Below are 23231 nucleotides of genomic sequence, written 5' to 3'. Positions count from 1 at the left end.
AGCCAAAGCCGCCCGGCGTGGACAGTGTTCCGAGCCCCCGACCGGACTAGCCGGAGAAGTACGGGATGATCAAGTACAGCCCGAAGAGCACGGCCAGGCCGCACAGGCCGAAGCACACGTAGGCGAACGATTTCTTGATGCCGGGCGATGCCTGCTGGGAATCGGCAGCGATGGCGGTGAGCCGGACACCCAGCGAGTACAGGGTCACCACTGTAACGGCCGCGATCAGGGTGGCGCCGGCCACGGTCACGAGTTCCAGCCACTTCATCGCCGGGGCTCCTTCGGGTTGGTGGCGTCGGCGTCGGTCTCTGCCTGGGCCTCTTGCTGTGCTTTGTGTGCCTGCGCCCTCGCACGGACCATGGCCTTCTTCTTCCTGAAGCGGACAGCCTGGCCGGCTTCCTCCACTTCAATGGCGTTGTGGTGGCCCACGGCCGACTTGCGTGAGTAGAAGAACATGAAGAGTACGGCGGCGGTGCCGGCAACGGCCGCGATCAGCACGCCCACCACGCCGGTCTTGACCAGCAGGGCGGTGAGGGCACCCACGATGCCCGCGGCGGGCAAGGTGAAGAGCCAGCCGAGGGCGATCTTCCCCACCATGCTCCAGCGGACGCTGGTGCCCTTGCGACCCATCCCGGAGCCGATCACGGATCCGGAGGCCACCTGGGTGGTGGACAGGGCGAAGCCAAGGTGGGAGGACGCCAGGATGGCGGACGCGGTGCTGGTTTCGGCGGCGAACCCCTGGGCGGGCTTGACCTCGGTCAGCCCGGCGCCCATGGTCCGGATGATGCGCCAGCCGCCGGCGTAGGTGCCGATAGCGATGGCGAACGCGCAGGCAGCGATGACCCAGAAGAGGGGGCCGGAGCCAGGCTCCTGTGTACCGGCTGCGATCAGGACCAGCGTGATGATGCCCATGGTCTTCTGCGCGTCATTGGTGCCGTGGGCCAGCGCCACCAGGCTGGAGGTAAAAATCTGTCCGGTGCGGAAGCCGCCGCGTTTCTGGGTGAGCTTGCTGCCCGTTTCGGGATCGTGGCGTGACGTGAGGGCATAGGCGAGGCGGGTGCACACGTACGCCACGATGCCGGCGATGAGGGGCGCGAAAATCGCGGGGAGGATGACCTTCTGCATGAGGCCCTCAAGGTTGATGGAGTGGAACCCGATGCCGGCAATCGCCGCGCCGATCAGGCCGCCGAACAACGCGTGGGAGGAACTGGACGGCAGGCCCTTGAGCCACGTGATCATGTTCCAGAGGATGGCACCCATCAGGCCGGCGAAAATAATGTCCGGCGTGATCTGGATGCCGTCCGAGCCCTCACGGATGATGCCGCCGGAGACCGTCTTGGCCACCTCGGTGGACAGGAAGGCGCCCACCAGGTTCAGGATGGCAGCCAGGGTTACCGCGGTTTTCGGCTTGATGGCACCGGTTGCAATGGGGGTGGCCATGGCGTTTGCGGTGTCGTGGAAGCCGTTCGTGAAGTCGAAAAATAATGCCAGCGCAATGACCAGCGCCACCATGAAGGTGATATCCACCTGTTGCCCAATCTGCAGAGACGACGTTCGGCAGTTTCTATCCCCCGGCTGCTGCCTTGGACAGCATAATTCACCGACTGTTCGTGTGGAATGAGTTGCGGCGTTTACCAAACCGGCGGGAAACCTTATCGATCGTACGCGTCCCGGCCATCAGGTCAAAACATCGGTTGGGTCAGGAACGTGCGGACCGCCGCCAGTTCAGCCGGTGAAATCCCCCGGCGCGGATGAGGCGAAACAAGGCGGATCCGCCTGCCCAGCAGCCGTGCCCACGCTTGCGCCTCCGATTCGAAATCCAGTTGGTCATCGATCCAGGCCACCGCGTCCGGACCCGTCGCTTCCACATCGTCCTGGATGGCGCGCAGCTTCCACCATTCGTTTCCGCCCGACGGCCCGGTTGCCGAGAGATAGGGCCAGCTGCCGCCGTCGAGACCGATGGCCGGGCACAAGTACTGCGGAGCAAGTTCCTCCCAGCTGGTAAGCCAAACGCAGCGGACCCCGTCGGCCCGCGCCAGCGAATTCAGCCCGTCCACCAGTTCCCTGGCATAGGCAACGGGCAGGAGGCCGGCATCCGCAAGGCACCACGCTGAACCCCATCCGGTGGTTCCCGCCGGGCCGAAAGGGCAGATGACGCCGTCGACGTCGATATAAAGCGTGCGGCCCACGCTGCGCTGCCTCTCAGCTCCGGCGGAACTCCGAAGGCGCCCGTCCCGTGTCCAGCCCGGGGGCCATGCGCTCCTCCAGTGCGGCGACAGTCACGTCCGGCAGGACGATAAGGCCGTCCAATTCGCGCCGCGCCGCTTGTACGCTGCCTGGCGCTCGGCGGGGGTGGCAGCCTGGTTCTCCGCGATCATCAGCAGCTTCCGGGCGGTGGCCAGCCGCTCACGCTCAGGTCCACTGAACTTGCTGTCCCTGATGCGCCGGGCTTCCCGCTCGGCCACATCCAGTGCCACGGCAAAACTGTTGACGGCCTGCCGGTAGGCCTCCAGCCGGGCGGGTGAGGTGATGTCCGTTGCAGTGTTAGGCCGCTGGCCGTCGGCCTCCCGCTTCGCCCGCAGGAATGCCACGGTCAAAGGTTCCCGGACGTCGGTCATGAGCGGAAAATCGATGAGTTTGCCGACGTCCAGTTCATAGTCCAGCCAGCGCCGGTTGGTGGCGTCATGGGTTGCCATCAGGGCTTCCACTTCCGCCGTTGACGCCTGCTCCGCTGCCAGGTGCTGGTTGCGCAGCTTGTACAGTTCCACCTTGCGCTGGTGCCGGCGCTCACTGGCCTTGCGCCAACTGCTGGCCCAGTGTCCCGTAAAGGCAGCCAGCGGAAAGACCAGCCACCATTTGTCAGACAGGAACTCGAAAAGGGACTCCACCCGTCCATCGTCGCAGGCGCCGCAGCGCGCCTCAAGGAGGATTTCGGTCGGGACTGCTTCCCCGGGGAATGATCCCCGGGGAGACAGTCCGGCCAGGATCAGGCCGCGCCGGTGGTGCCCTGGGCGGCGTTGACGTTAACCAGCCAGCCGATGCCGTAGCGGTCCGTGCACATGCCGAACACATCACCCCACGGGGACTTCTCCATCGGGACGGTGACCGAGCCGCCGTCGCCGCTGAGCTTCTCGTAGTAGCCCCGCAGCTCTGCCTCGTCCTCGCCGCTGAGCGAGATGGAGATGGCGGACCCCTCACGGTATTCCATGCTGTTCGGGGTGTCGGCGCCCATGAGGACCAGACCCTGCGGTGTGGTCAGCATGCCATGCATGATCTTGTCCCCCTCCGCGGGATCCTCGCTGGCCTGGTAATCCCCGAACGTGCTGACGCGGAGGTCGCCGCCGAACACGGACTGGTAGAAGTTCAGCGCCTCGCGGGCGTTGTCACGGAAGTTGAGGTAAGGGTTGAGGATGGTCGGCATGGTTAATCTCCTTAGTGGGGACTGACACGGTGAAACCAGACAACATCCTGCCCCAAAGAAGGGCGCGCTGGTAGGGGGTTTGGCACCTTCGTGCGGGCAGGGCCGGGTGCCACTAGGCTCGGGGCATGGCCAGATACTTCGACGTTCATCCCCAGGATCCCCAGCCGCGGGCCATCACCCAGGCTGTGCGCATCATCCTCGACGGCGGGCTGATCGCTTACCCGACCGACTCCTGCTATGCGCTGGGCGCGCAGATGGGCAACAGGGACGCCCTCGACCGGATCCGCAGCATCCGGCAACTGGACGACAAACACCACTTCACCCTCGTCTGCCGTGACTTCGCCCAGTTGGGTCAGTTCGTGAACATCGGCAACGACGTGTTCCGGAGCATCAAGTCCGTCACCCCAGGGAGCTACACGTTCATCCTGCCCGCCACCCGGGAGGTTCCCAAGCGGCTGCTGCATCCCAAGAAGAAGACCGTTGGCGTCAGGATCCCGGACAACCGGGTGGTCCAGGCGCTGCTGGCCGAGCTGGGCGAGCCGCTGTTGTCCAGCACGCTCCTGCTGCCGGACGAGGAAGACCCGCTGACCCAGGGCTGGGACATCAAGGAACGGCTGGACCACCAGGTGGATGCGGTGATCGATGCCGGCGACTGCGGAGCCGAACCTACCACCGTGGTGGACTTCTCCAGCGGCCTGGCGGAAGTCGTCCGGCACGGCGCGGGAGACGCGTCCCGGTTCGAGTAGGCCCCGGTTCCGGTAGCGTACGACGGCGGCCCGGCGGCTGCGCGGGGCGGCACCTCTTCAGCGCCGACCGAGGTTTTCCACATAGCGCTCTTGCCTGGACCGGATTGTCAGGGTTCGCTGGAAGACTCTATTCATGGAGGCGGTTGGGGCGTTGGGAGCGGTAACGGCGGGGCGCGGTGGTGTCCCGACCATCGCGGATGTGCTTGCTCTGCTCGCCCGGGTGCCTGTCTCCTCTGATGGTGCGGGGATGATCGACCAGCTGCGGCAGCTCGAGGATTTGAAGTCCTTGTCCGCCGCCCGGCAGGCCGAGATCGCTGTCGCCTTTGATCTGTCCCAGCGGCGGGAGCAGGCCGCTGCGGGTGTTCCGGCCGAGGAGCAGGGCACGGGTGTTGCTGCCCAGATTGCTTTGGCGCGGCGGGAATCCCCCGCCCGGGGCGGCAGGCTTCTAGGGATGGCGAAAGCGCTGACGGGGATGCCGCGGACGCTGGCCGCGTTCCGGACCGGGCGGCTGAACGAGTGGCGGACCACCCTGATCATAAAAGAGACAGCTTGCCTGACCGTGGAGGACCGGGCAGCGGTCGATGAGGAACTCGCCGCCGACACCGGCACCTTCGACGGCGCCGGAGACCACGCCATCACCAGCGCCGTCCGCGCCACGGCGTATCGACGTGACCCGCGTTCTGTTGCGAAGCGGGCAGCCCATGCCGTGACGGAGCGGACCGTGTCATTGCGGCCGGCTTCGGACACGATGACGTACCTGACCGCGCTGCTGCCCGTCGCCCAGGGCGTGGCCGCACACGCCGCGCTGGCCCAGGAGGCCGATGCTGCCCGGTCGGCCGGGGATGAAGGGTCCCGCGGGCAGGTCATGGCCGACACCCTGGTCGAACGCGTCACCGGAACTCCGGGAGGGATCACCGGCATCGACCTCCAGGTCGTGATGACCGACCGGGCCCTGTTCCAGGGCGACAGCGAACCGGCCAGGATCCCCGGCTACGGCATCATCCCCGCCGAAACCGCCCGCACCCTCCTCGTCAGCCCCGAACATTCCGGCGCCGACGCCCATGGCATGCGCGGACTGCCAACCTGGGTCCGTCGGCTTTTCACCGCACCCAGAACGGGAGAACTGGTCGCGATGGACTCCCGGGCCAGGCTCTTCCCGGCAGGGCTCAAACGCTTCCTCCAGGTCCGGGACGACACCTGCCGCACACCCTACTGCGACGCGCCCATCCGCCACCACGACCACATCACCGCCTGGCACAACGGCGGAACCACCACCGCGAAGAACGGCCAAGGGCTCTGCGAAGCCTGCAACCACACCAAAGAAACCCCCGGCTGGGCAGCAAAACCGCTACTGACACCGGGCCTCCGGCACACAGTCCAGACCCGAACACCCACCGGGCATCTCTACCGATCAACAGCGCTGCCATTGCCTGGCGGCGGACCAGCAGCGGCCGCAGCTCCCGCAAGCGGCCGGTTGCGTGACACACTCACCGATTCAAAGGCATCTAGCCGGGAACACACTGCGGCGAAGAACTCTGTCCAGGTGTTAGGCAGGGCCGGACCTGGATAGATAGATCAATGCTGCCGCAAGTCCGGAGCAGGAGCTGTGGCGGTTAAGAATCAGTCCTGCTTCTTGGCCCGGCTTGGCTGTACCCGGGGCGGCTCGCCGGGCATCTTGGGGTAGTCCGGCGGGAAGGGCAGTTCACCGAGGCCGTCTTTGACGTCGCGTTCCCACCACTCCAGCAGGGTGTCGATGCTGCCGGGGTTTCGGTGGAAATCGGCCCAGGGGTCGCCGGTGGTCCGCAGGCGCTCCGGAACAGTGAGGATGGTGAAGTTCTTCGGATCGGCGTTCCCCAGCTCATCCCAGGTGATGGGGCAGGAGACCGGCGCATGCGGCAGAGCGCGCGGGCTGTAGGCGCCGGCAATGGTGCGGTCCCGGTTGGCCTGGTTGAAGTCGAGGAAAATCCGCTGGCCCCGTTCCTCCTTCCACCAGGCCGTGGTCACCTTGTCCGGCATCCGGCGCTCGACTTCCCGCGCTGCGGCAATCACGGCGTGCCTGACATCCAGGAACTCGCGGACGGGCGCGATGGGCGCGTAGACGTGGAGGCCCCGGTTTCCTGACGTTTTGATGAAGCAGTCCATGCCCGCTTCCGCCAGCACTTCCTTGAGGACCAGCGCAGCCGGAACAGCGTCGTCGAAATCTGTTCCCGGCTGCGGGTCGAGGTCGATCCGCAACTGGTCCGGGTTGTCAGTGTTTTCTGTGCGGGACGGCCAGGGATGGAACACCACTGTGTTCATCTGGACTGCCCACACTGCCGCCGCAGGCTCATCCAGCACCAGCTGCGGATGGGAGCGTGCGCTGGGATAAACCACCTTGACCGAGCGGACGAAGTCCGGGGTGCCTTTAGGCGGGTTCTTGGAAAAGAACATTTCCCCGTTGATGTTGTCTGAGTACCTCTGCAGGGACACGGGCCGGTCGCCGTTCGCGGCAATGAAGGCCTCCCCCACATCGCAGATGTAGCGGGCCAGGTCCAGCTTGGTCAGTCCCAAGTCAGGCCAGAGGACCCGGCTGGGGCTGGAAATGCGCATCGCGCGTTCACCGTGGGGACCCTGGACCGTGATGGTGGTCTGTTCGCTCGCCATGGGGACAACGTACACCCCGCCGTCCTGAAGGCGGCACATTTCAGCCGCCGCGGTCAGGCATGATGGAGTCATGCCCGATGCCGAAACACACCTTTCCCTTGACGTGGACGGGACCAAGGTTTCCGCGGCCTATGCCTGCCCCGAAGAGCACTGGGCTACGGTGGTGGTCGCCCACGGTGCCGGAGCCGGCATGGAACATCCTTTCCTCCGGGGCTTCACCGGGGCCCTTAATGCCCTGGGACTGGCTACCCTTCGGTTCAACTTCCCGTACCGTGAAGCCGGGCGCCGGTTTCCTGACCGGCCTCCCGCGGCCATCGCCACCTGGCGGGCCGCCATGGCGGAGGCTGTCCGGCAGGCTGCCGCGTATGGAGGCTCCGGCCCGTTCTGGGCTGCCGGGAAGTCGTTTGGCGGCCGGATGGCGTCCATGGCGGTGGCGGACGGGATGCCGGCCGACGGGCTCATCTACCTGGGGTATCCCCTGCACCCGCCGGGAAAACCAGAGAAACTGCGTGACGAGCACCTGTACGGGATCACCACCCCCATGCTGTTCCTGCAGGGCACCCGCGACACCTTTGCCACACCCGAAATCCTCGAGGGCGTAGTCTCCCGCATCGGGCCGTCAGCTGTACTTCAGTGGATGGAGGGCGGCGACCATTCCTTCGCCGTGGCCGGCCAGAAACGCCAGGCGGACGAGATAGGGGCTTCGCTGGGAGCGCCCGTCGCCGGGTTCATCCGCGCCAGCAGTCACTAGGCCCCCGGGGCAGCATCCGCTACGCGGCCTCCTCGTGCCACCAGCCCTCCCAGGCTGCGGAGGTGAGCTGCCCCTCGGGGAAATCCGTTTTTCCGGTGCTCCCGCTGGAAGACCAGGCGTCGTCGCCGCGCCGGCCGTCGAGCAAGAGGTTAAGGCTGTTCAAGAGAAACATCTTTACGTCCTTCCATAAGTTGAATGGACCACGCTGTCCATGTACCTGTGAGCCTAGCCAAGGCATGTTTCAGCACGTCGACGCAACGTTTCGATCTTGTATCGGAGTTATCACCCGGCCGCACCAACACAGACAGGAAGCAACTCGAAACGGCTACCTGCGTTGCTTGGTCCGGGCCGTGGCAGGCTCGCTCCAGGGGTCCTCCGGCCACGGATGCTTGGGGTAGCGGCCCCTCATCTCCGCCCGGACCTGGCTGTAGGGGCCGGACCAGAAGGAAGTGAGGTCGTCGGTCACCGCCAGCGGACGGCGGGCCGGGGACAGCAGATGGAAAAGCACAGGCACGGTACCGCCGAGCAGCCGCGGCGACTCGGCGAGGCCGAAGCACTCCTGCAGCTTCACGGCGACCACCGGGCGGGCGCCGTCCTCATCGTGGCCGGGATAGTCGATGGAGACCCGTGAGCCGCTGGGAACCTCCAGCCATTCCGGGGCAAGGTCGTCCAACCTGGCGGCCTCGGGCCAGGGCAACAGCCGGCGCAGCGGCTGGGCGAGGTCCACGGACCCGACGGCGGCCCCTGCCGCAAGCGTTTCGAGCTCAGGTCCCAGCCACTCATCGAGGCACAGCAGGAGGCCCGCGTCTGAGACGTCCGGCCAGGGCTCCCCCAGTTCCCGCCTCAGGAAGGCAATACGGCGGCGTAAGCCCGCGGCCGCCGTCGACCATTCCAGGACAGCCAGACCCTCCTTGCGCAGGGCGCCGATAACTGCGGACCTGCCCTCTTCCGGTCCGGGGCGGACTGGCGTGTCAGCAAGCACGATCGCGCCGAGGCGGCGGACCTTACGGGCCGTCACCCGCCCCTGGCCGAATTGCGCCTCGACAGTCTCGGCGACGAGGCCGGAGGCAGCGGCCAGGGCAAGTTCGCCGGTCAACGGTGCCGCCGCCCGGATGACGGCACCGGTGCCGGCAGAGTCCCGTCCGTCGGCCCGGGACACCTCGGCCACGGCCAGCCATTCCTGCCCGGACAGGGTGCTTCCTGCAGGAAGTCCCGCCCGTGTCCCGGAGGAAAGCAGGTAGCGGGCCGGCCCGTCGCCCGGTACCAGGCGGGCCACCCGGTCGGGAAAGGCGAGGGCGACGACGGCCCCCACCGCCGCGCTGTCCGCGCCGTCGATGGATAGGGCCGGTTTCGGGGCGGAAGACATGTTCCGGGCCAGTCGTTCCAGCCGCCGGGCTTCTTCGGCCCAGCGCCGCCCGGCGGGGCCGGAGTCACTCCGGAGCCGGGACAGGAGGCCGGGCAGGTCCGCGCCCGGAGCCCGCTGGTCGCCGGCCACGGCCGCCACCACTTCGGCGGCTTCCCGGGCTCCGAGGGCTGCGGAACCGTCAAGCAGGGCGCGGGCAAGCCGCGGGTCAGCCGGAATCCCGGCCAGGATCCTGCCGGCGGACGTGGCATGCCCGTCGGCGGAAACCGCGCCGAGTTCCCGCAGCACCTCCACGGCGTCCTCGAGGGCCTGCCGCGGCGGTCTGTCCGGAAGGGCCAGGCCTTCACCGCCAGGGGACCCCCAACAGGCGAGCGTCAACGCAGCCCCCGTTAGGTCCGCCACCTTGATCTCCGGTGTTACGTGGGCAGGTGACGCCCCATACGCCTGTTGGCTGTAGCAGCGCACTACTCTTCCCGGGCCCTGGCGGGCAGCCCGTCCCGCACGCTGGTCTGCCGATGCCCGCGAGCAGGAAACCGTCACCAGGCCGCTCATCCCGCGGCCGGAGTCCCTGCGCGGCTCACGGGCCAGGCCGGAATCGACCACCAGCCGCACCCCCGGTACGGTCAGTGACGACTCGGCCAGGTCCGTCGAAACGATGATCCGCGGGCGATCCCCCGGCCTGCGTCCCGACACCGCCCGGTCCTGCTCAGCGGCGCCCACCTGGCCATGCAGTTCCAGCACGTCCACGGCCGGCCCCAGCCGCCGCCGCAGCCCTGCCGCCACCTGTGAAACTTCCCGGGCACCGGGAACGAAAACCAGCGCGTCCACGCTGCTGTCTTCGGCCAGCACTTCCGAGTGCGCCAGTGCCGCTGTCTCCGCCAGGTGGTCCAGGAAGCCCGGCGCCACTCCCCTGCCGTCCAGCCGCAGGCCCCCGCCCGGAGCCCACGCCAATGCCAAGGGATGAAGCACCGAAGGGCAGTCGACCACGGGAGCCGCGGGTCCGCCGTCGAGATCCCCCAGCAGGGAAGCGAAACGGGGCGCGTCCAGGGTGGCGGACATTGCGGCGACGGTCAGGTCACCGCGGAGCTGCCGCACTTCGGCCAGCATGCCGACCAGCAGGTCGGTCTCGAGGCCGCGCTCGTGCACTTCGTCCAGGACGACGGCGGCAGTGTCCTCAAGGCCCGGATCGGCCAGCAGGCGGCGCAGGAGAATCCCCGGGGTTACGAATTCAACGAGCGTTTCCGCTCCTGCCTGCCGTTCCCCGCGGACCGTGTAGCCCACCCGGCCGCCAAGCCGGGACCCGTCCAGGGCAGCGAGCCGCCGTGCCGCAGCACGCGCCGCAACACGCCGCGGCTGCGTCACGACCACCCGTCCAGCGGGGTGCACGAGGTTTGCCAGCAAGGGCGGAACAAGGGTGGTTTTGCCGGTGCCGGGCGGCGCTTGTACTACTGCCGTGCCGTTGGCAAGCGCATCCTTCAACGCGCCAAGCGAGCCTGCGAATGCCAGCCCCGCACCGATGGCATCGAGGTCGAAGGCCTTAGCTTCGAGGGGCCATTCCTGCCGCCTGGATAAAGTCACCCGTCCATTTTGCCCGGTCCAGAGGGTTACTGCTTGCCCTGGGCTTTGCCCTTCCCCTTGTTCTCCTTGGCCACCTCCGGGACCGCAGCGGGCGGTTCGGCCTGGTCGGCCGGTGGCAGCGGCGCAATGACCGGCTCTTCCGGCACCTGCCGGACAGGTTGGGGCTGGGTGTCCGCTGCCTCAGACGGGACGGTTTCCGTGGTACCCGGTGCGGCCGCTGCGCCCGCCTGGGACGCCTGCGAAGCCAAGTACCCGTCGATGTCTGTGCGGACAGCCGCCAGCGCTGTCTCAATGCCACGCAGCCGCGGTGCTGAAATCCGCCCATCCCGGGCCGCGGCATCCAGGTCGCTTTCCAGCGCCTGAAGGGCGGCCAGGGCTCCTTCCATCCGGTTCTCGGCGGCGGCCTGGCTGATGCTCAGGACCCTGATCTGGAAGCCCCGGAGCGTTGCTGTATCCGAATCGGACGGCCGGAAACCGGTGGTCGCCGCGAAGACAATGGCGGCCACGGCAAGCGCGGCTGCAAGCGCTGCGGCTGCTGTACGCACCCGCCTCCCCGGCATCGGCCCCGCTGCCACTTGCCGGGCTTTTACTGACCTTGCTTTGACTGGACGTGCCGCTCCCGCCAGCCTCTGCTGCCCGGCAGGCTGCAGGTCAGGCCGCATGCCGGCCCCGCAGGGGTGGAACCGCTGCGGGCCTGGGTGCCAGCACGGACACAGTGGCAAGCCGGACCTCGGGCGCCTCTGCTGCCGGGAGGGTGGACGCCGCAGCCGTCACCGCAGGGGTTGAAGCGGCGCGGGAGCGGACCCGGCGGACAATCCTGCCAAGGCCGGACCGCACCAGCATTGCCGCCAGGTGGCCGAGTCCCACGCCCAGCAGGACGTGGCCGGCGAGATACTGGCCGCCCAGGCCTGCAGCGCCGCCGAAGGGGGCGCCCGCTGCCACCGCGGCTCCCCCGGCCGTCAGCGTGATTGACAAGGCAACCGCAAACACTGTGCCCATTACTCCTGCTTCCATCATCCGATTCATCAGCAAGCTTACTAGTAATGCTCAGCAAGCTTACTACCTAACTTAGGAGGTGCAAGAAGGGAGTCTGAGCGAAAAGCCGCCGGCGCCTGCGCGGACCGGCGCGAAGAACACCCGCCGGCTCTGGACAGTAATAATCAGTAGGCTTAGCATTTTTCCAACGGTTCGGTCTTCGGATCCGCAGCTGGCAGCGGCTTTCCGCAGGGCCTTCCGGGCAAAAAATCACACGAGGTATCGCATCAGGAGACAATCATGGCAACGGCACGGGAAATCATGACCGGCGGCGTGGAGTGCATCGGCGAGAACGAGACTCTGGAGGCGGCCGCCCGCAAAATGAAGGACCTCGACGTTGGGTCGCTCCCCATCTGCGGCGAGGACAACCGGCTCAAGGGCATGCTGACGGATCGCGATATCGTCATCAAATGCCTGGCGGAAGGCGGCGACCCACGGTCAGTCAAAGCCGGTGAACTCGGCCAGGGCAAGCCTGTGACCATCGGCGCCGACGATTCCATCGAAGAGGCGATCAGGACCATGCAGGACCACCAGGTGCGGCGCCTTCCGGTTATTGACGGGCACAACCTCGTCGGCGTCCTCAGCCAGGGCGATATCGCCAAGAACTACCCCGAGGACCGGGTGGGCGAGCTGGTGGCTTTTATCTCCTACTGATCAGCAGGAAAAGAATGCTGCCGCAGCCATCCACGGCTGCGGCAGCTTTCTTTTCCTGACAGGCAGGTCAGCCGGCAGCCTCAAGGAGTCGCTCCGCCGGTGCCAGTCCTGCATAACGCCCCTTGAAGAACAGCAGCGGCTCGGCGTTCCGGCGGGCACGCAGGTGCCGCACGGCCGCCACCACGATGGTGTGGTCACCGCCGTCGTATTCGGCGTGCAGCTCGCAGTCAATCCAGGCAAGGGCGTCGTCAAGAACGGGGTTGCCCAGTGGCGAGGTCGTGTGGCTGACCCCGGCAAACTTGTCCGAGCCGGACCGGGCGAACTGCGCGGCCAGGTCCTGGTGCTCTGCGGGAAGGATATTGACAGTGAAGGAGCCGGCCTCCCTCAGCACCGGCCAGGTGCTTGATGTCCTCGCGGGGTTGAAGGTGACCAACGCAGGTTCCAGGGACAGGGAGGCGAAGGACTGGCAGGTGAACCCGGCCGGCCCGTTCCCGGTGGAGCCTGAGATGACCGTCAGGCCGGTGGCAAAGGTGCCAAAAATGTCCCGTAGCCGGCGGGGTGCCAGGTCGGAGGTGAATGTCATGGGCGTGGCCTCTCACTTGGATCGTCACCTCACCAAACCAAAGGCCCGGCACCGTGATCAAGCGTCTTTGCAACGCTCCGACGCGTCCCGCAACGGGCCGTCATGGAGGGTCATTGCGCGACACCGGCCGTCACACGCCGGCCAGTGTTACGGCCGGGATGAGGCGGTCTTACGCCGTCCGGTCGAGCGCGTCGAGGAGCCGCCGCACGGAGCCGCCCAGGTTCCAGTCCGGCGCCAGCCGCTCCAGCTCCGCGCGCGGGTTCCCGGTCACCGGCTGCAGGCGCGCGCCGGCCTCCTCAAGGCCAGGCAGTTCGAGGTTCCGCACCAGCCGGACGACGGCGGGAGCTACTTTGAGGTAGTCGGCGGCAGCGGCGAGCTTGGCCCGGACCGGGCCGGCCAGTCCGCTGCCGTCGTCCTCTGCCGCCTCCAGCAGCCCCTCAAGGGTGCCGTACTTCAGGAGCAGGGAAGCCGCCGTCTTCTCCCCGATTCCGGCAACGCCAGGCAACCCGTCGGAGGCGTCGCCCCGGAGGGTGGCATAGTCGGCGTACTGCTGCGGCAGCACCCGGTATTTGGTCACCACCGTTTCCTCGGTGACCACTTCGAGGTTCCGCATCCCGCGGGCGGTGTAGATGACGCGGACCTGCCGCCCGTCGTCGCACACCTGGAAAAGGTCTCGGTCGCCGGTGACCACGTCCACCGGGAAGGCGGCATTGCTCGCGTAGGTGCCCACGACGTCGTCGGCCTCATGCTCAGCGGCACCCACGATGGCGATGCCGGCAAGGCCCAGCACCTCGCGGATCATGGGAAGCTGTGCCTCGAGCGCGTCCGGGACAACCTCGATGTCCGGGGCGTCAATGACGGCCTCGGCCACCCGGTGCGATTTGTAGGTCGGAATGAGGTCCACGCGCCACTGGGGACGCCAGTCATCATCCCAGCAGGCCACAAGGTGCGTGGGCCGGTAGTCGGTGGCCAGCCTCGCGACCATGTCCAGCAGCCCGCGGACCGCGTTGACAGGTGTTCCGTCCTGCCGGCGGACCGTGTCCGGCATGCCGAAGAAGGCACGGAAATACAGGGAGGCAGTGTCCAGCAGCATCAGGCGGTCCGGCATACCTGCATCCTGACACGGATCTGCCGGGGTTTGCAGCCGCCCACGCGGGTCTGCCGTTGCCAGGCATAGGATGCAAGCAGGTCATACCGGGCCTGATGCGGAGCGCAACGGAGGGTGGCATGAATCTCGACGACCTGGTGTTCCATCCCTGGGCGGTGCAGGGGCCGCGAGACGTGCCGACGCTGGTGGGGGGCTCCGGAAGCCATGTCTTCGACGACGGCGGCCGGCGATACCTGGACTTCGGCTCGCAGCTGGTGTTCGCCAACCTCGGCCACCAGCATCCGCGCATCGTAGCGGCGATCAGGGAGCAGGCGGACCGGCTCTGCACGCTGGCACCCGGCTGGGCGTCCGATGTGCGGGGAGAAGCGGCGCGCCTGATCGTGGACGTGGCTCCGGAGGGCCTGGGCCATGTCCTTTTCACCAACAGCGGCACGGAGGCCATCGAGCATGCGGTGCGGATGGCACGGCTCTTCACAGGACGGCCCAAGGTGCTCGCCGCCTACCGCTCGTACCACGGCTCGACGACGACGTCGATCCACCTTACGGGCGACCCCCGCCGCTGGCCCTCTGACACCGGAACGGCCGGCGCTGTCCACTTCTTTGGACCATTCCTGTACCGGTCGGCGTTCGGATCGACGACGCCGGAGGAAGAATGTGAGCGCGCGCTGGCGCACCTGGAACAGGTGATCCTGCTAGAAGGCCCGGGCACCATTGCCGCGCTGGTCCTGGAATCGGTAACAGGCAGCTCGGGCGTCATCGTACCCCCGCCGGGATACCTGCGCGGGCTCCGCGAGCTCTGCGACCGGCACGGGATTATCTACATTGCCGACGAGGTGATGGCCGGTTTTGGCCGCACCGGGGCCTGGTTCGGCGTGGACCATGCCGGGGTGGCGCCGGACCTGATGGCGTTCGCAAAGGGTGTCAACTCCGGTTACGTGCCCCTGGGCGGCGTCCTGATCTCCGATGCTCTTTACGAGCTGTTCACCACCCGCCCCTACCCGGCGGGCCTCACGTACAGCGGCCACCCGCTGGCTTGCGCGGCTGCCGTGGGCGCCATTTCGGCGATGCGCGACGAGAACACCATTGCGGCCGCTGCCCGCCTCGGTTCCGAGGTGCTGGGGCCCGGCCTCCGGGAGCTCGCCGGCAAGCACCGGGTTGTCGGGGACGTGCGCGGCATTGGCGGGCTGTGGAGCCTGGAGCTGGTGCGTGACCCGGTGACGCGGGAGCCGCTGGTGCCGCCGGGCGCCGTCGGCCCGACGAACGCGCCGATGGCTGCCGTGGCAAAGGCGTGCCTGGAGCGGGGCCTGCTGCCTCTGGCCCTGGGCAACCGGCTGCACGTCGCTCCCCCGCTGAATGTCAATGACGACGACGCCGTGGCGGGCCTGGCCGTCCTGGACGAGGCGCTGTCCGCCGCGGATGCGTACGCAGCCTGATCCTCAGGCAGGCTTGGCGTACGTGGCGGCGCTCATGAGCTCGTAGCCCACGAACGGCTCATCGCCCTCCACCCAGGCATCATGGCCGGCCGGGATTGAATAGGCGCCTCCGGCCGTGACCGTGGCCCGGGTGCCGTCCTCCATTTCCACCGTCAAGGTCCCGGCCGTACAGAAGCCCAGGTGGTTGACCTGGCAGCTGTCGGTGTGGACCACCGTCTTCACCGTTTCCGACCAGCGCCAGCCGGGTTCGAAAGTCATCCTCGCCAGCGTGGTGTCTCCGAGGGTGACCACATCAACCTGCGTCTTCGGCGGCCGGCGCTTTTCGTCGGGCTCGTCGAAGGACTTTGACTCCAGGGCTTTGACGGTTACTGCGGTCATTTTCTGTTCCTCCTGGCGGAGAGTTGTGCTGCTGTTCGTCCGGAAACCGGCGAGGGGATCCGGGTAGCGGGACGTGGCACGGGCTGCGCGTCGTGGACGCCGCGGCCCGGCGCACCCCATCGACTGCGCTTCCAGCGTGCTCTTGGCAACAGGCCCTGTCAATGCTCCCTGACCTGCGGAAACAGACACACTGAATCCGGTTCGCCGCAGCTGTGCCGGAACCGTCCCGCATCAGGCACAATGTGGTTCATGGGGCGTTGGAGCGAGGACCGGGTTGTCAGCGCCGCGCCTGACGACGCCTCCCTCGCGGCCGCGCGCAGGCTGGCCCATCCGGGACCCTGGTCCGATACCGGCAGCAACGAGGACCTGGTCTGGGGAAAGTGCCAGGGAAGCGGAAAGACCCCGTACCAGGTAAGCGTGGACACCACGGCGCCCGCATACCGCTGCACCTGCCCGAGCAGGAAGTTCCCCTGCAAGCATGCCCTCGCCCTGCTGCTCCTGTGGGCCCGGGGCGAGGCCGCCGCGGCCGGCAGCGAGACCGCCGGCTTTGCCCAGGAATGGGCAGCCAAACGGACCGGTCTCTCCGTTGCCCGCAACCAGCGCCAGGGTGCTGAGCCTGCGGATCCGGCGGCGCAGGCCAGGCGGCTGGCAGACCGGATGGCGCTGATGGACACCGGCATTGACGACTTTGCCCGCTGGCTGGCAGACCTGGTACGGACAGGGCTCGCCCCGGCACGCAACCAGCCGTACTCCTGGTGGGACGGGGTGGCGGCCCGGCTGGTTGATGCACAGCTTCCCGGCCTGGCCGACCAGGTGCGTGCCATGGGATCGGACGTCCACGCCCGCGCCGACTGGGCCGACCACCTGTTGCTCCATGCGGGCCGCTGGTGGGCACTCACCAAGGCCTGGCGGCAGCGGGACCGGCTTGGGCCCTCAGAACTGGCTGACCTTCGCGCAGCAGTGGGTTGGCCTACGCCCTCCGCTGAGGTGCAGGGGTCCGAGGCGCTGCCCGGACCCTGGCTGGTGCTGGGCGCCCACCGCAGCGACGACGGCCGCCTCCAGCAGCAGCGCACCTGGCTGCGCGGTCCGGACGGAACCGTGGTGGTGCTCCTCGACTTCGCCGCACGGGGTGAGGCGTTTGCCATGCCGCAACTGGCAGGGGCCATGCTGGACGGAACCGTCGCACGCTATCCCGGCACCGCACCCCGGCGTGCCCTGTTCAACGATCCGGCCGCGCCCAGGGGGGCGGCCGGAGGGCTCGGTCCGGGCTGCAGCATCCAACAGGCCCTGGAAGCGGAGTCGGGCGCGGTCGCGGCCTCCCCCTGGCAGGACCGGCATCCGGTACTGCTTTCCGGCGTCCGGATCTGCCCCGTGGACCACGGGTGGGTGCAGGACGGGTCCGGCCGGGGACTGCCACTGGTTGACGCCCGCCTCGACTACCTGCTGGCGCTGACAGGCGGGCACGCCGTCGAACTTTTCGGGGAACTGGAGGACGGCCGTCTGCGTCCCCTTTCGGTTGTTGTTGGCGGGTCTGTGGTGGCCGCATGAGGTGGCTGGCGGAACTCCGCGCCTCTGCGCTCGTGGGCACGGGCCGCCACCCTGCCCCTGCGCCGCCGGCCCAACTAAACCTCGACGCTCCCGCCGGCCTCTCTGCCGAGGAATCGCTGCTTGACCAGGCTGCCCTGGCGGACGTGGCAATGCGTGCGGCCCGGACCGCCATGCAGGTTCCGGACGGCCACCTGCCGGCGGCGCCGCCTGATGACGCCCCGCCAGCCGACGGCGAATCCGCCAGGCTTTTGGAACTGCTACTTAACCAGCCCCCGGTCGGGGCTGAGTTGCGGACCCGCCTGGTGGCTGACTGGCTTCAGCTCGCGGCACGCGCAGGCCGTCGGGTGCCGCACTCACTGTTGCCTTCCTTGTTCTCCCTGGCGGACGCGCAGCCGCGCGTCGCGGAACGGCTCCACCCGGCCATCGGGACGCGCGGCCGCTGGCTTCAGGACGTCCTGCGGCCAGGACGCACGGCCCCCTCGCCCGGCACCACGCCTGTGGCGGAGGAAGCCGGTACCGCCGCAAACCTGGAACGGCTGCGGAGCACCGACCCGGCTGCCGCCGCCGGCAAGCTGGCCGCCGACTGGGACGGCCTTGGCGCCCGCCACCGCGCCACCCTCCTGGCGCTGCTTTCGACGAACCTCTCCGCGGCTGACGAGCCCCTGCTGGAACGGGCGCTGGATGACAAGGCAAAAAGCGTGCGGGAGGTTGCGGCCGGGCTCCTCAACCGGCTTCCGGACAGCGCCCGGGCAAGCCGCATGGCGGCCCGTCTCCGCCCCCTGCTGGGCACCCGCGGTATGCTCCGCAAGCGGCTGGAGATTGACCTGCCGCCCGATCCCGACGCTGCCGCCCTACGGGACGGGCTGCCCCCGGCGCCACGCACCGGGGACCCGGACCGGCTCCGTTGGCTGGATGCGATCATCCGCGGCGCACCCTTGGCGGTATGGACGACGGCGGCAGGCCGGGACCCGGCAGGCACGCTCGCCCTGCTGGAGGCGGAACCACGCATTATCGATGCGATCAGCGCCACCGCGGTCCTCAGGGAAGAGCCGGAGTGGGCACGGGCCCTGCTGGGTGTCCGCACAGACCCGCGGCTCCTGTCCTGCTTGCCCCCTGAAGAACGCGAGCGGTGGCTGCTGCAGCACCTGCGGTCCGGCGGCATCCAGCCGGTGGCGCTGGTTCAGCTGCTCCGCGACCTTCCAACGCCCTGGGGTGCGCCGCTCGCCGGAGCTGTCCTTGAGGTCATCGCCCGCAAGGAGAACGGTTACGTGGCGGGCCTGCTGGCTTCCATCCTGCCCGCTGCGCTTCCGCCGGAGGCCGCCGACGAGTGCCGGCGCCTGCTCGCGCGTCCCGACGACGACGGTTCGCGGCGGCGTGTCCTGCGGGACGCCGTCCAGTACCTTTCATTCCGACAATCACTGACGGAGGCTTTTCCATGACCGATGCCCAGGCACCCGCCGACATTGTCCGCGCCCATGCCGAGGACGCCTACGCCAGGGAACTGGAGGCACTGGCCGCCGCCGACGACCGGCCCCGCCCGCCCAGCTGGCGGCTCTCCCCCTGGGCCGTCACCACGTACATCCTTGGCGGCACCCTGCCCAACGGCGTGGAGATCACCCCCAAGTACCTCGGATCGTCCCGGCTGGTGGAGATCGCGGTGGCGTCCCTGGCCACCGACCGGGCACTGCTGTTGCTGGGCGTGCCGGGCACGGCGAAGACCTGGCTGGGCGAGCACCTCTCCGCGGCAATCTCCGGCTCCTCCACGCTGGTGGTGCAGGGAACCGCCGGGACGCCCGAGGAAGCACTGCGCTACGGCTGGAACTATGCGCGGCTGCTCGCCGACGGCCCGTCGCGCGAGGCCCTTGTCCCCGGGCCCGTGATGCGGGGCATGGAGTCCGGAAGCCTGGTCCGGGTCGAGGAGCTGACCAGGATTCCCTCGGACGTGCAGGATTCATTGATCACGATTCTCAGCGAGAAGACGCTTCCCATTCCCGAGCTGGACGCCGAAGTGCAGGCGCGGAAGGGCTTCAACATCATTGCAACGGCCAACAACCGGGACAAGGGCGTCAACGACCTGTCCTCCGCGCTGCGCCGGCGGTTCAACACGGTGGTGCTTCCGCTTCCCGACACCATCGACCAGGAGGTGGAAATCGTCACCGCACGGGTCCGTGCCCTGGGCAGTGCACTTGAACTGCCGGCGGACCTCGCGGAGCTCTCGGAGATCCGGAGGGTGGTTACCGTGATGCGGGAGCTCCGGGCCGGCGTGACGCAGGACCAGCGCACCACCATCAAATCGCCGTCGGCCACCCTGTCCACGGCGGAAGCCATCTCAGTGATGACGAACGGCCTGTCCCTGGCTGCCCATTTCGGTGACGGCACTGTCCGGGCCGGGGACGTGGCCGCAAGCCTGGTGGGTGCCGTGATCAAGGATCCGGTGCAGGACCGGGTCATCTGGCAGGAGTACCTGGAAACAGTGGTCCGCAACCGCCCCGACTGGAAGGACCTTTACCGGGCCTGCCGCGACCTCGATTCCTCCAACTAGCCGAATGACAGACGTCCACGTCTTGGGAATCCGGCACCACGGTCCGGGATCCGCCCGGTCCGTCGCCGAGGCCCTGGCCGAGCTACGGCCCGGCCTGGTCATGGTGGAGGGTCCCCCGGAACTTGACCAGGTCCTTCCCCTGCTCGCCGACCCTGACATGGTGCCGCCCGTAGCCGGGCTGATCTACGCCCAGGACGAGCCCCGGCTGGCGTCCGTCTACCCGCTGGCCGGCTTCTCCCCGGAATGGGTGGCCATCCGCTGGGCCCTGTCCACCGGGGCTCAGGTCCGGGCCATGGACCTCCCGGCGGCCATCACGTTCGCGCGCCGCATCGCGGATGTGCCCGAGGGCCCTCCGGCCGGCTCCGACGGCTCGTACCGGCCGGACGCGATCGCGATGCTGGCTGAGGCAGCCGGCTACAGCGATGCCGAACGGTGGTGGGAAGACGCGGTTGAGCATCGAAACGGCGGGCCCCTTGACCGGTTCCTTGCCATCACTGATGCCATTGCCGAGATTCGTGCCGGGGATCCAAGGCCGGAGGGGCATCCGGATGTGGTGGAGAACAGCCTGCGCGAGGCCGCCATGCGGCGGGTGTTGCGCGCCGCTATCCGCGAGGGGCACCCAAGCGTGGCGGTGGTGTGCGGCGCCTATCACGCGCCCGCGCTGGTGCCGGACAACTTCCCTCCGGCCACGGCAGACAACAAGCTCCTGTCCGGATTGCCCAGGGCCAAAGTTACTGCCACATGGGTGCCGTGGACCTCGGACCGCCTGAGCTTCCGCAGCGGATACGGTGCCGGGGTCACTGCCCCCGGCTGGTACCAGCACCTTTTCAACCACTGGATGGTCCGGGACGGGGGCGCCGATGTGGCCACCACCTGGCTCGTTCGGGTGGCCCACGCCCTGCGCCGGGAAAACCTTGGCGCCTCCACCGCTTCGGTGGTGGAGGCAAGCCGGCTTGCCGCTGCCCTGGCCGCCGTGCGGGGCCGGCCCAGCCCCGGACTGGCCGAGCTCGACGACGCCGCTCAGGCCGTGCTGTGCGACGGCTTGCCGGAGCCACTGTCCATCGTGCAGCGCGAGCTCACGGTGGGACAAAAGCTCGGAAGTGTGCCGGATACCGTGCCGACCCTTCCGCTGGCTGCAGACCTCACTGCGTCCCAGCGCCGCCTGCGCTGGAAGCCGGCCGCCACTGAGGAAATCCTCGTCCTGGACCTCCGCAAGCCGAACCAGCTGGCCCGGTCCGTGCTGCTGCACCGGCTGCAGCTGCTGGGCGTGGACTGGGGGGTCCCCGCGGAAGCCGGGCGCACCACCGGCACCTTCAAGGAGGCGTGGACGCTCTGCTGGAAGCCGGAACTGAGCGTGGCAGTGGTGGAAGCCAGCCTGCACGGCACCACCGTAGCCGCAGCCGCTGCTGCAGCCGCCGCGGAGCAGGCGGCACACGCGGACAGCCTTGCAGACCTCAGTGAACTGCTGTCGCAGTGCCTGCTGGCCGATCTCCCCGAGGGGGTCGGAACCGTAGTTTCGGCGCTCGCCGAGCGCACTGCCCGCCAGCAGGACGTCGCACCGCTGCTCGAAACGGTGGGGCCGCTGGCGCGCACCTGCCGGTACGGCAACGTCCGTGGCGTGGACGTCAGCGGCGTCCGGAAGATCCTCGATGCCACGGTGGTGCGGGCCTGCGTGGGCCTGCCCACCGCCTGCGCCGGCCTGGATGATGAAGCCGCCGCGGCCATGCGCCACGCCATCGACGCAGCCAATGACGGCCTGTCGCTCCTGCCCGACCTGCCGCGCGATGACTGGCGGCAGGCGCTGTCCGCCGTCGCGGGTTCAGACCGCATCCATGGCGCCGTGGCCGGGCGCGCCACGCGGCTTCTCCTGGACGCAGGGCTGCTCGACGGCGCCCATGTGGCGGACAGCCTGAGCCGGCGCCTTTCGCTGGCCACCCCGGCGCCCGCTGCCGCCGCATGGCTGGACGGCCTGCTCTCCGGCGATGCGTCCCTCCTGGTGTACGACCCGCGGCTCCTCGCGATCGTCGACGGCTGGATCAGCGGGGTGGACGAGGAAGTGTTCGACGACGTCCTGCCGCTCCTGCGCAGGACCTTTTCGGCGTTCAGCAGGCCGGAGCGGCGCGAAATCGGCGAACAGGTCAGCCGGACAGGCGGCAGCCAGGCAGCTGCCGCACCCGACGGGCCGGATTTTGCGGCGGCTGCCCCGGCCCTCCGGACAATGGCGCGGTACCTGGGATGGGAGACAACAGGATGACGGCTGGAGAACCCGCACGTGACCGGCTTGGCCGCTGGCGCCTGGTGCTTGGCGGGCATGAGGCGGACGGGGTAACAGCCGCCGATGGCAGCGCCGTGGGTCTTTCCGCCGACGATGCCCGCCGCGACCAGGCACTCGAACAGCTGTACGACACGGAGCGGAACGGCCGTGGAGGCATGGGCGCGTCCAGCCCCCGTGTGGCACGGTGGCTCGGGGACATCCGCGGCTATTTCCCTTCCTCGGTGGTCCAGGTGATGCAGGCCGATGCCATGGACCGGCTGGGCCTGCGGCAGTTGCTGCTCGAACCGGAGATGCTGCGCACCGTGCAGCCCGACGTCGGACTCGTCAGCACCCTGCTCGGGCTGGGGCGGGTCATCCCGGAACACTCACGCGAGAGCGCCCGGGCGGTGGTGCGCCAGGTAACCGAGCAGCTCGAGGAGCGGCTGCGGGCGCGGACGGTCCAGGCGGTCACCGGGGCGCTGAACCGGGCCGCCCGGACCCGGCGGCCGCGGCACCGGGACATCGACTGGAACCGGACCATCGCCGCGAACCTCAAGAACTACCAGCCGGCGTACCGCACGGTAGTGCCCGAGCGCCTGGTGGGCCACGCGCGGCGGAGTACCGAGATCCAGCGGGAAATCATCCTCTGTATTGACCAGTCGGGATCGATGGCGGAGTCGGTGGTGTATTCCAGCGTCTTCGGGGCCGTCCTTAGCTCCCTCCGGTCCGTCCGCACCCGGATGGTGGTGTTTGACACCGAGGTGGTCGACCTGACGGACGAGCTGCATGATCCCGTGAATGTCCTGTTCGGCGTCCAGTTGGGAGGCGGCACGGACATCAACCGGGCATTGGCCTACTGCCAGGGCCAGATTTCCCGCCCGGACGAAACCATCCTGGTGCTGATCAGCGACCTCTACGAAGGCGGGATAGCCGAGGAGATGCTGCGGCGGGCAGCCTCGATCGTGGGCTCGGGGGCCACAATGATCGCCCTGCTGGCACTGAGCGACAACGGGCATCCGACCTTCGACGCCGGCCATGCCGCTGCGCTGGCCGGCATAGGTGTCCCCGCGTTTGCCTGCACGCCCGATCTCTTCCCCGAGCTGATGGCCGCCGCGATCGAACGCCGGGATGTCAGCGAATGGGCAGCCTTCCACGACATCCCCGCCAGCCATGCGGAATGAGCGCCGGTCCTTG

The 23231-nt window shown here is 68.5% G+C and carries 22 protein-coding genes and 1 pseudogene; 10 read left to right on the top strand and 13 right to left on the bottom strand.

Annotated features, from left to right (window positions below):
- Window positions 1-46 precede the first annotated feature (46 nt).
- The 5 genes and pseudogenes from AC5RU7_RS10970 to AC5RU7_RS10950 form a co-directional block, all read right to left on the bottom strand.
- Window positions 47-268 carry a hypothetical protein gene (locus AC5RU7_RS10970; RefSeq protein WP_009357630.1) on the bottom strand — a complete coding sequence of 74 codons (222 nt, stop codon included), beginning with the start codon at window positions 266-268 and terminating at the stop codon, window positions 47-49.
- A complete protein-coding gene (locus AC5RU7_RS10965; RefSeq protein ID WP_494052250.1) occupies window positions 265-1527 on the bottom strand; it encodes an inorganic phosphate transporter in 1263 nt (420 codons plus the stop codon). The genes AC5RU7_RS10970 and AC5RU7_RS10965 overlap by 4 nt, the downstream gene beginning before the upstream one ends.
- Window positions 1528-1682: 155 nt before the next feature.
- Window positions 1683-2189, bottom strand: a complete 507-nt coding sequence (locus AC5RU7_RS10960) for an HAD domain-containing protein (protein WP_494052249.1) — start codon at window positions 2187-2189, stop codon at window positions 1683-1685.
- 13 nt (window positions 2190-2202) lie between these two features.
- A pseudogene (locus tag AC5RU7_RS10955) lies at window positions 2203-2888 on the bottom strand (hypothetical protein).
- 98 nt (window positions 2889-2986) lie between these two features.
- Window positions 2987-3421: a VOC family protein gene (locus AC5RU7_RS10950; protein WP_494052248.1), complete on the bottom strand. Its 435-nt coding sequence runs from the start codon at window positions 3419-3421 to the stop codon at window positions 2987-2989.
- A gap of 125 nt (window positions 3422-3546) precedes the next feature.
- Between AC5RU7_RS10950 and AC5RU7_RS10945 the strand changes: the two genes are divergently transcribed.
- Both AC5RU7_RS10945 and AC5RU7_RS10940 read left to right on the top strand, forming a co-directional pair.
- Complete coding sequence (locus AC5RU7_RS10945; protein ID WP_494052247.1) at window positions 3547-4167, top strand: L-threonylcarbamoyladenylate synthase; 621 nt, start codon at window positions 3547-3549, stop codon at window positions 4165-4167.
- 133 nt (window positions 4168-4300) lie between these two features.
- Complete coding sequence (locus AC5RU7_RS10940; RefSeq protein ID WP_494052246.1) at window positions 4301-5737, top strand: HNH endonuclease; 1437 nt, start codon at window positions 4301-4303, stop codon at window positions 5735-5737.
- A 50-nt stretch (window positions 5738-5787) separates the two neighbouring features.
- Here the strand turns inward: AC5RU7_RS10940 and ligD are convergent, their stop codons facing one another.
- The gene (gene ligD, locus AC5RU7_RS10935; RefSeq protein WP_494052245.1) at window positions 5788-6810 is read right to left on the bottom strand and encodes a non-homologous end-joining DNA ligase; all 1023 of its coding nucleotides are present in this window, start codon (window positions 6808-6810) and stop codon (window positions 5788-5790) included.
- Between the two features lie 70 nt (window positions 6811-6880).
- On the opposite strand from ligD, the gene AC5RU7_RS10930 reads away from it, so the two are divergent.
- A complete protein-coding gene (locus AC5RU7_RS10930) occupies window positions 6881-7561 on the top strand; it encodes an alpha/beta hydrolase family protein (protein WP_494052244.1) in 681 nt (226 codons plus the stop codon).
- Between the two features lie 19 nt (window positions 7562-7580).
- Here AC5RU7_RS10930 and AC5RU7_RS10925 read toward each other — a convergent pair whose 3' ends face one another.
- From AC5RU7_RS10925 to AC5RU7_RS10910, 4 genes are all read right to left on the bottom strand, one after another.
- Window positions 7581-7733: a hypothetical protein gene (locus tag AC5RU7_RS10925; protein WP_494052243.1), complete on the bottom strand. Its 153-nt coding sequence runs from the start codon at window positions 7731-7733 to the stop codon at window positions 7581-7583.
- A 153-nt stretch (window positions 7734-7886) separates the two neighbouring features.
- Window positions 7887-10502 carry an ATP-dependent helicase HrpB gene (hrpB, locus tag AC5RU7_RS10920; protein WP_494052242.1) on the bottom strand — a complete coding sequence of 872 codons (2616 nt, stop codon included), beginning with the start codon at window positions 10500-10502 and terminating at the stop codon, window positions 7887-7889.
- 26 nt (window positions 10503-10528) lie between these two features.
- Window positions 10529-11047 (bottom strand): hypothetical protein, encoded by a 519-nt coding sequence (locus tag AC5RU7_RS10915; RefSeq protein WP_494052241.1) that lies wholly within the window; start codon window positions 11045-11047, stop codon window positions 10529-10531.
- A gap of 106 nt (window positions 11048-11153) precedes the next feature.
- Window positions 11154-11501, bottom strand: coding sequence for a hypothetical protein (locus AC5RU7_RS10910; RefSeq protein WP_494052240.1), 348 nt, complete (start codon window positions 11499-11501; stop codon window positions 11154-11156).
- A gap of 276 nt (window positions 11502-11777) precedes the next feature.
- Here AC5RU7_RS10910 and AC5RU7_RS10905 point away from each other — a divergent pair, with 276 nt between their 5' ends.
- Complete coding sequence (locus AC5RU7_RS10905) at window positions 11778-12191, top strand: CBS domain-containing protein (protein WP_494052239.1); 414 nt, start codon at window positions 11778-11780, stop codon at window positions 12189-12191.
- 67 nt (window positions 12192-12258) lie between these two features.
- Here the strand turns inward: AC5RU7_RS10905 and AC5RU7_RS10900 are convergent, their stop codons facing one another.
- The gene (locus tag AC5RU7_RS10900; RefSeq protein WP_494052238.1) at window positions 12259-12774 is read right to left on the bottom strand and encodes a flavin reductase family protein; all 516 of its coding nucleotides are present in this window, start codon (window positions 12772-12774) and stop codon (window positions 12259-12261) included.
- A 169-nt stretch (window positions 12775-12943) separates the two neighbouring features.
- Window positions 12944-13882, bottom strand: a complete 939-nt coding sequence (locus AC5RU7_RS10895; RefSeq protein WP_494052237.1) for a 5'-3' exonuclease — start codon at window positions 13880-13882, stop codon at window positions 12944-12946.
- 119 nt (window positions 13883-14001) lie between these two features.
- Here AC5RU7_RS10895 and AC5RU7_RS10890 point away from each other — a divergent pair, with 119 nt between their 5' ends.
- On the top strand, window positions 14002-15315 hold the full coding sequence (locus tag AC5RU7_RS10890) for an aspartate aminotransferase family protein (RefSeq protein WP_494052236.1): 1314 nt from the start codon (window positions 14002-14004) through the stop codon (window positions 15313-15315).
- Between the two features lie 3 nt (window positions 15316-15318).
- Here AC5RU7_RS10890 and AC5RU7_RS10885 read toward each other — a convergent pair whose 3' ends face one another.
- The gene (locus AC5RU7_RS10885; protein ID WP_494052235.1) at window positions 15319-15693 is read right to left on the bottom strand and encodes a cupin domain-containing protein; all 375 of its coding nucleotides are present in this window, start codon (window positions 15691-15693) and stop codon (window positions 15319-15321) included.
- A 249-nt stretch (window positions 15694-15942) separates the two neighbouring features.
- On the opposite strand from AC5RU7_RS10885, the gene AC5RU7_RS10880 reads away from it, so the two are divergent.
- From AC5RU7_RS10880 to AC5RU7_RS10860, 5 genes are read left to right on the top strand one after another with little or no spacing between them, the layout of a single operon-like run.
- Window positions 15943-17241, top strand: a complete 1299-nt coding sequence (locus AC5RU7_RS10880; RefSeq protein WP_494052234.1) for an SWIM zinc finger family protein — start codon at window positions 15943-15945, stop codon at window positions 17239-17241.
- The gene (locus tag AC5RU7_RS10875) at window positions 17238-18680 is read left to right on the top strand and encodes a DUF5691 domain-containing protein (RefSeq protein ID WP_494052233.1); all 1443 of its coding nucleotides are present in this window, start codon (window positions 17238-17240) and stop codon (window positions 18678-18680) included. The genes AC5RU7_RS10880 and AC5RU7_RS10875 overlap by 4 nt, the downstream gene beginning before the upstream one ends.
- Window positions 18677-19783, top strand: coding sequence for an ATP-binding protein (locus tag AC5RU7_RS10870; RefSeq protein WP_494052232.1), 1107 nt, complete (start codon window positions 18677-18679; stop codon window positions 19781-19783). The genes AC5RU7_RS10875 and AC5RU7_RS10870 overlap by 4 nt, the downstream gene beginning before the upstream one ends.
- A 4-nt stretch (window positions 19784-19787) precedes the next feature.
- Window positions 19788-22037: a DUF5682 family protein gene (locus AC5RU7_RS10865; RefSeq protein ID WP_494052231.1), complete on the top strand. Its 2250-nt coding sequence runs from the start codon at window positions 19788-19790 to the stop codon at window positions 22035-22037.
- Entirely contained in the window at window positions 22034-23218 is a 1185-nt protein-coding gene (locus tag AC5RU7_RS10860) for a VWA domain-containing protein (protein WP_494052230.1), read from the top strand. The genes AC5RU7_RS10865 and AC5RU7_RS10860 overlap by 4 nt, the downstream gene beginning before the upstream one ends.
- Window positions 23219-23231: the final 13 nt, after the last annotated feature.

The organism is Arthrobacter sp. K410C, from assembly GCF_059090105.1.
This window is presented reverse-complemented; position numbering and strand designations above follow the sequence as displayed.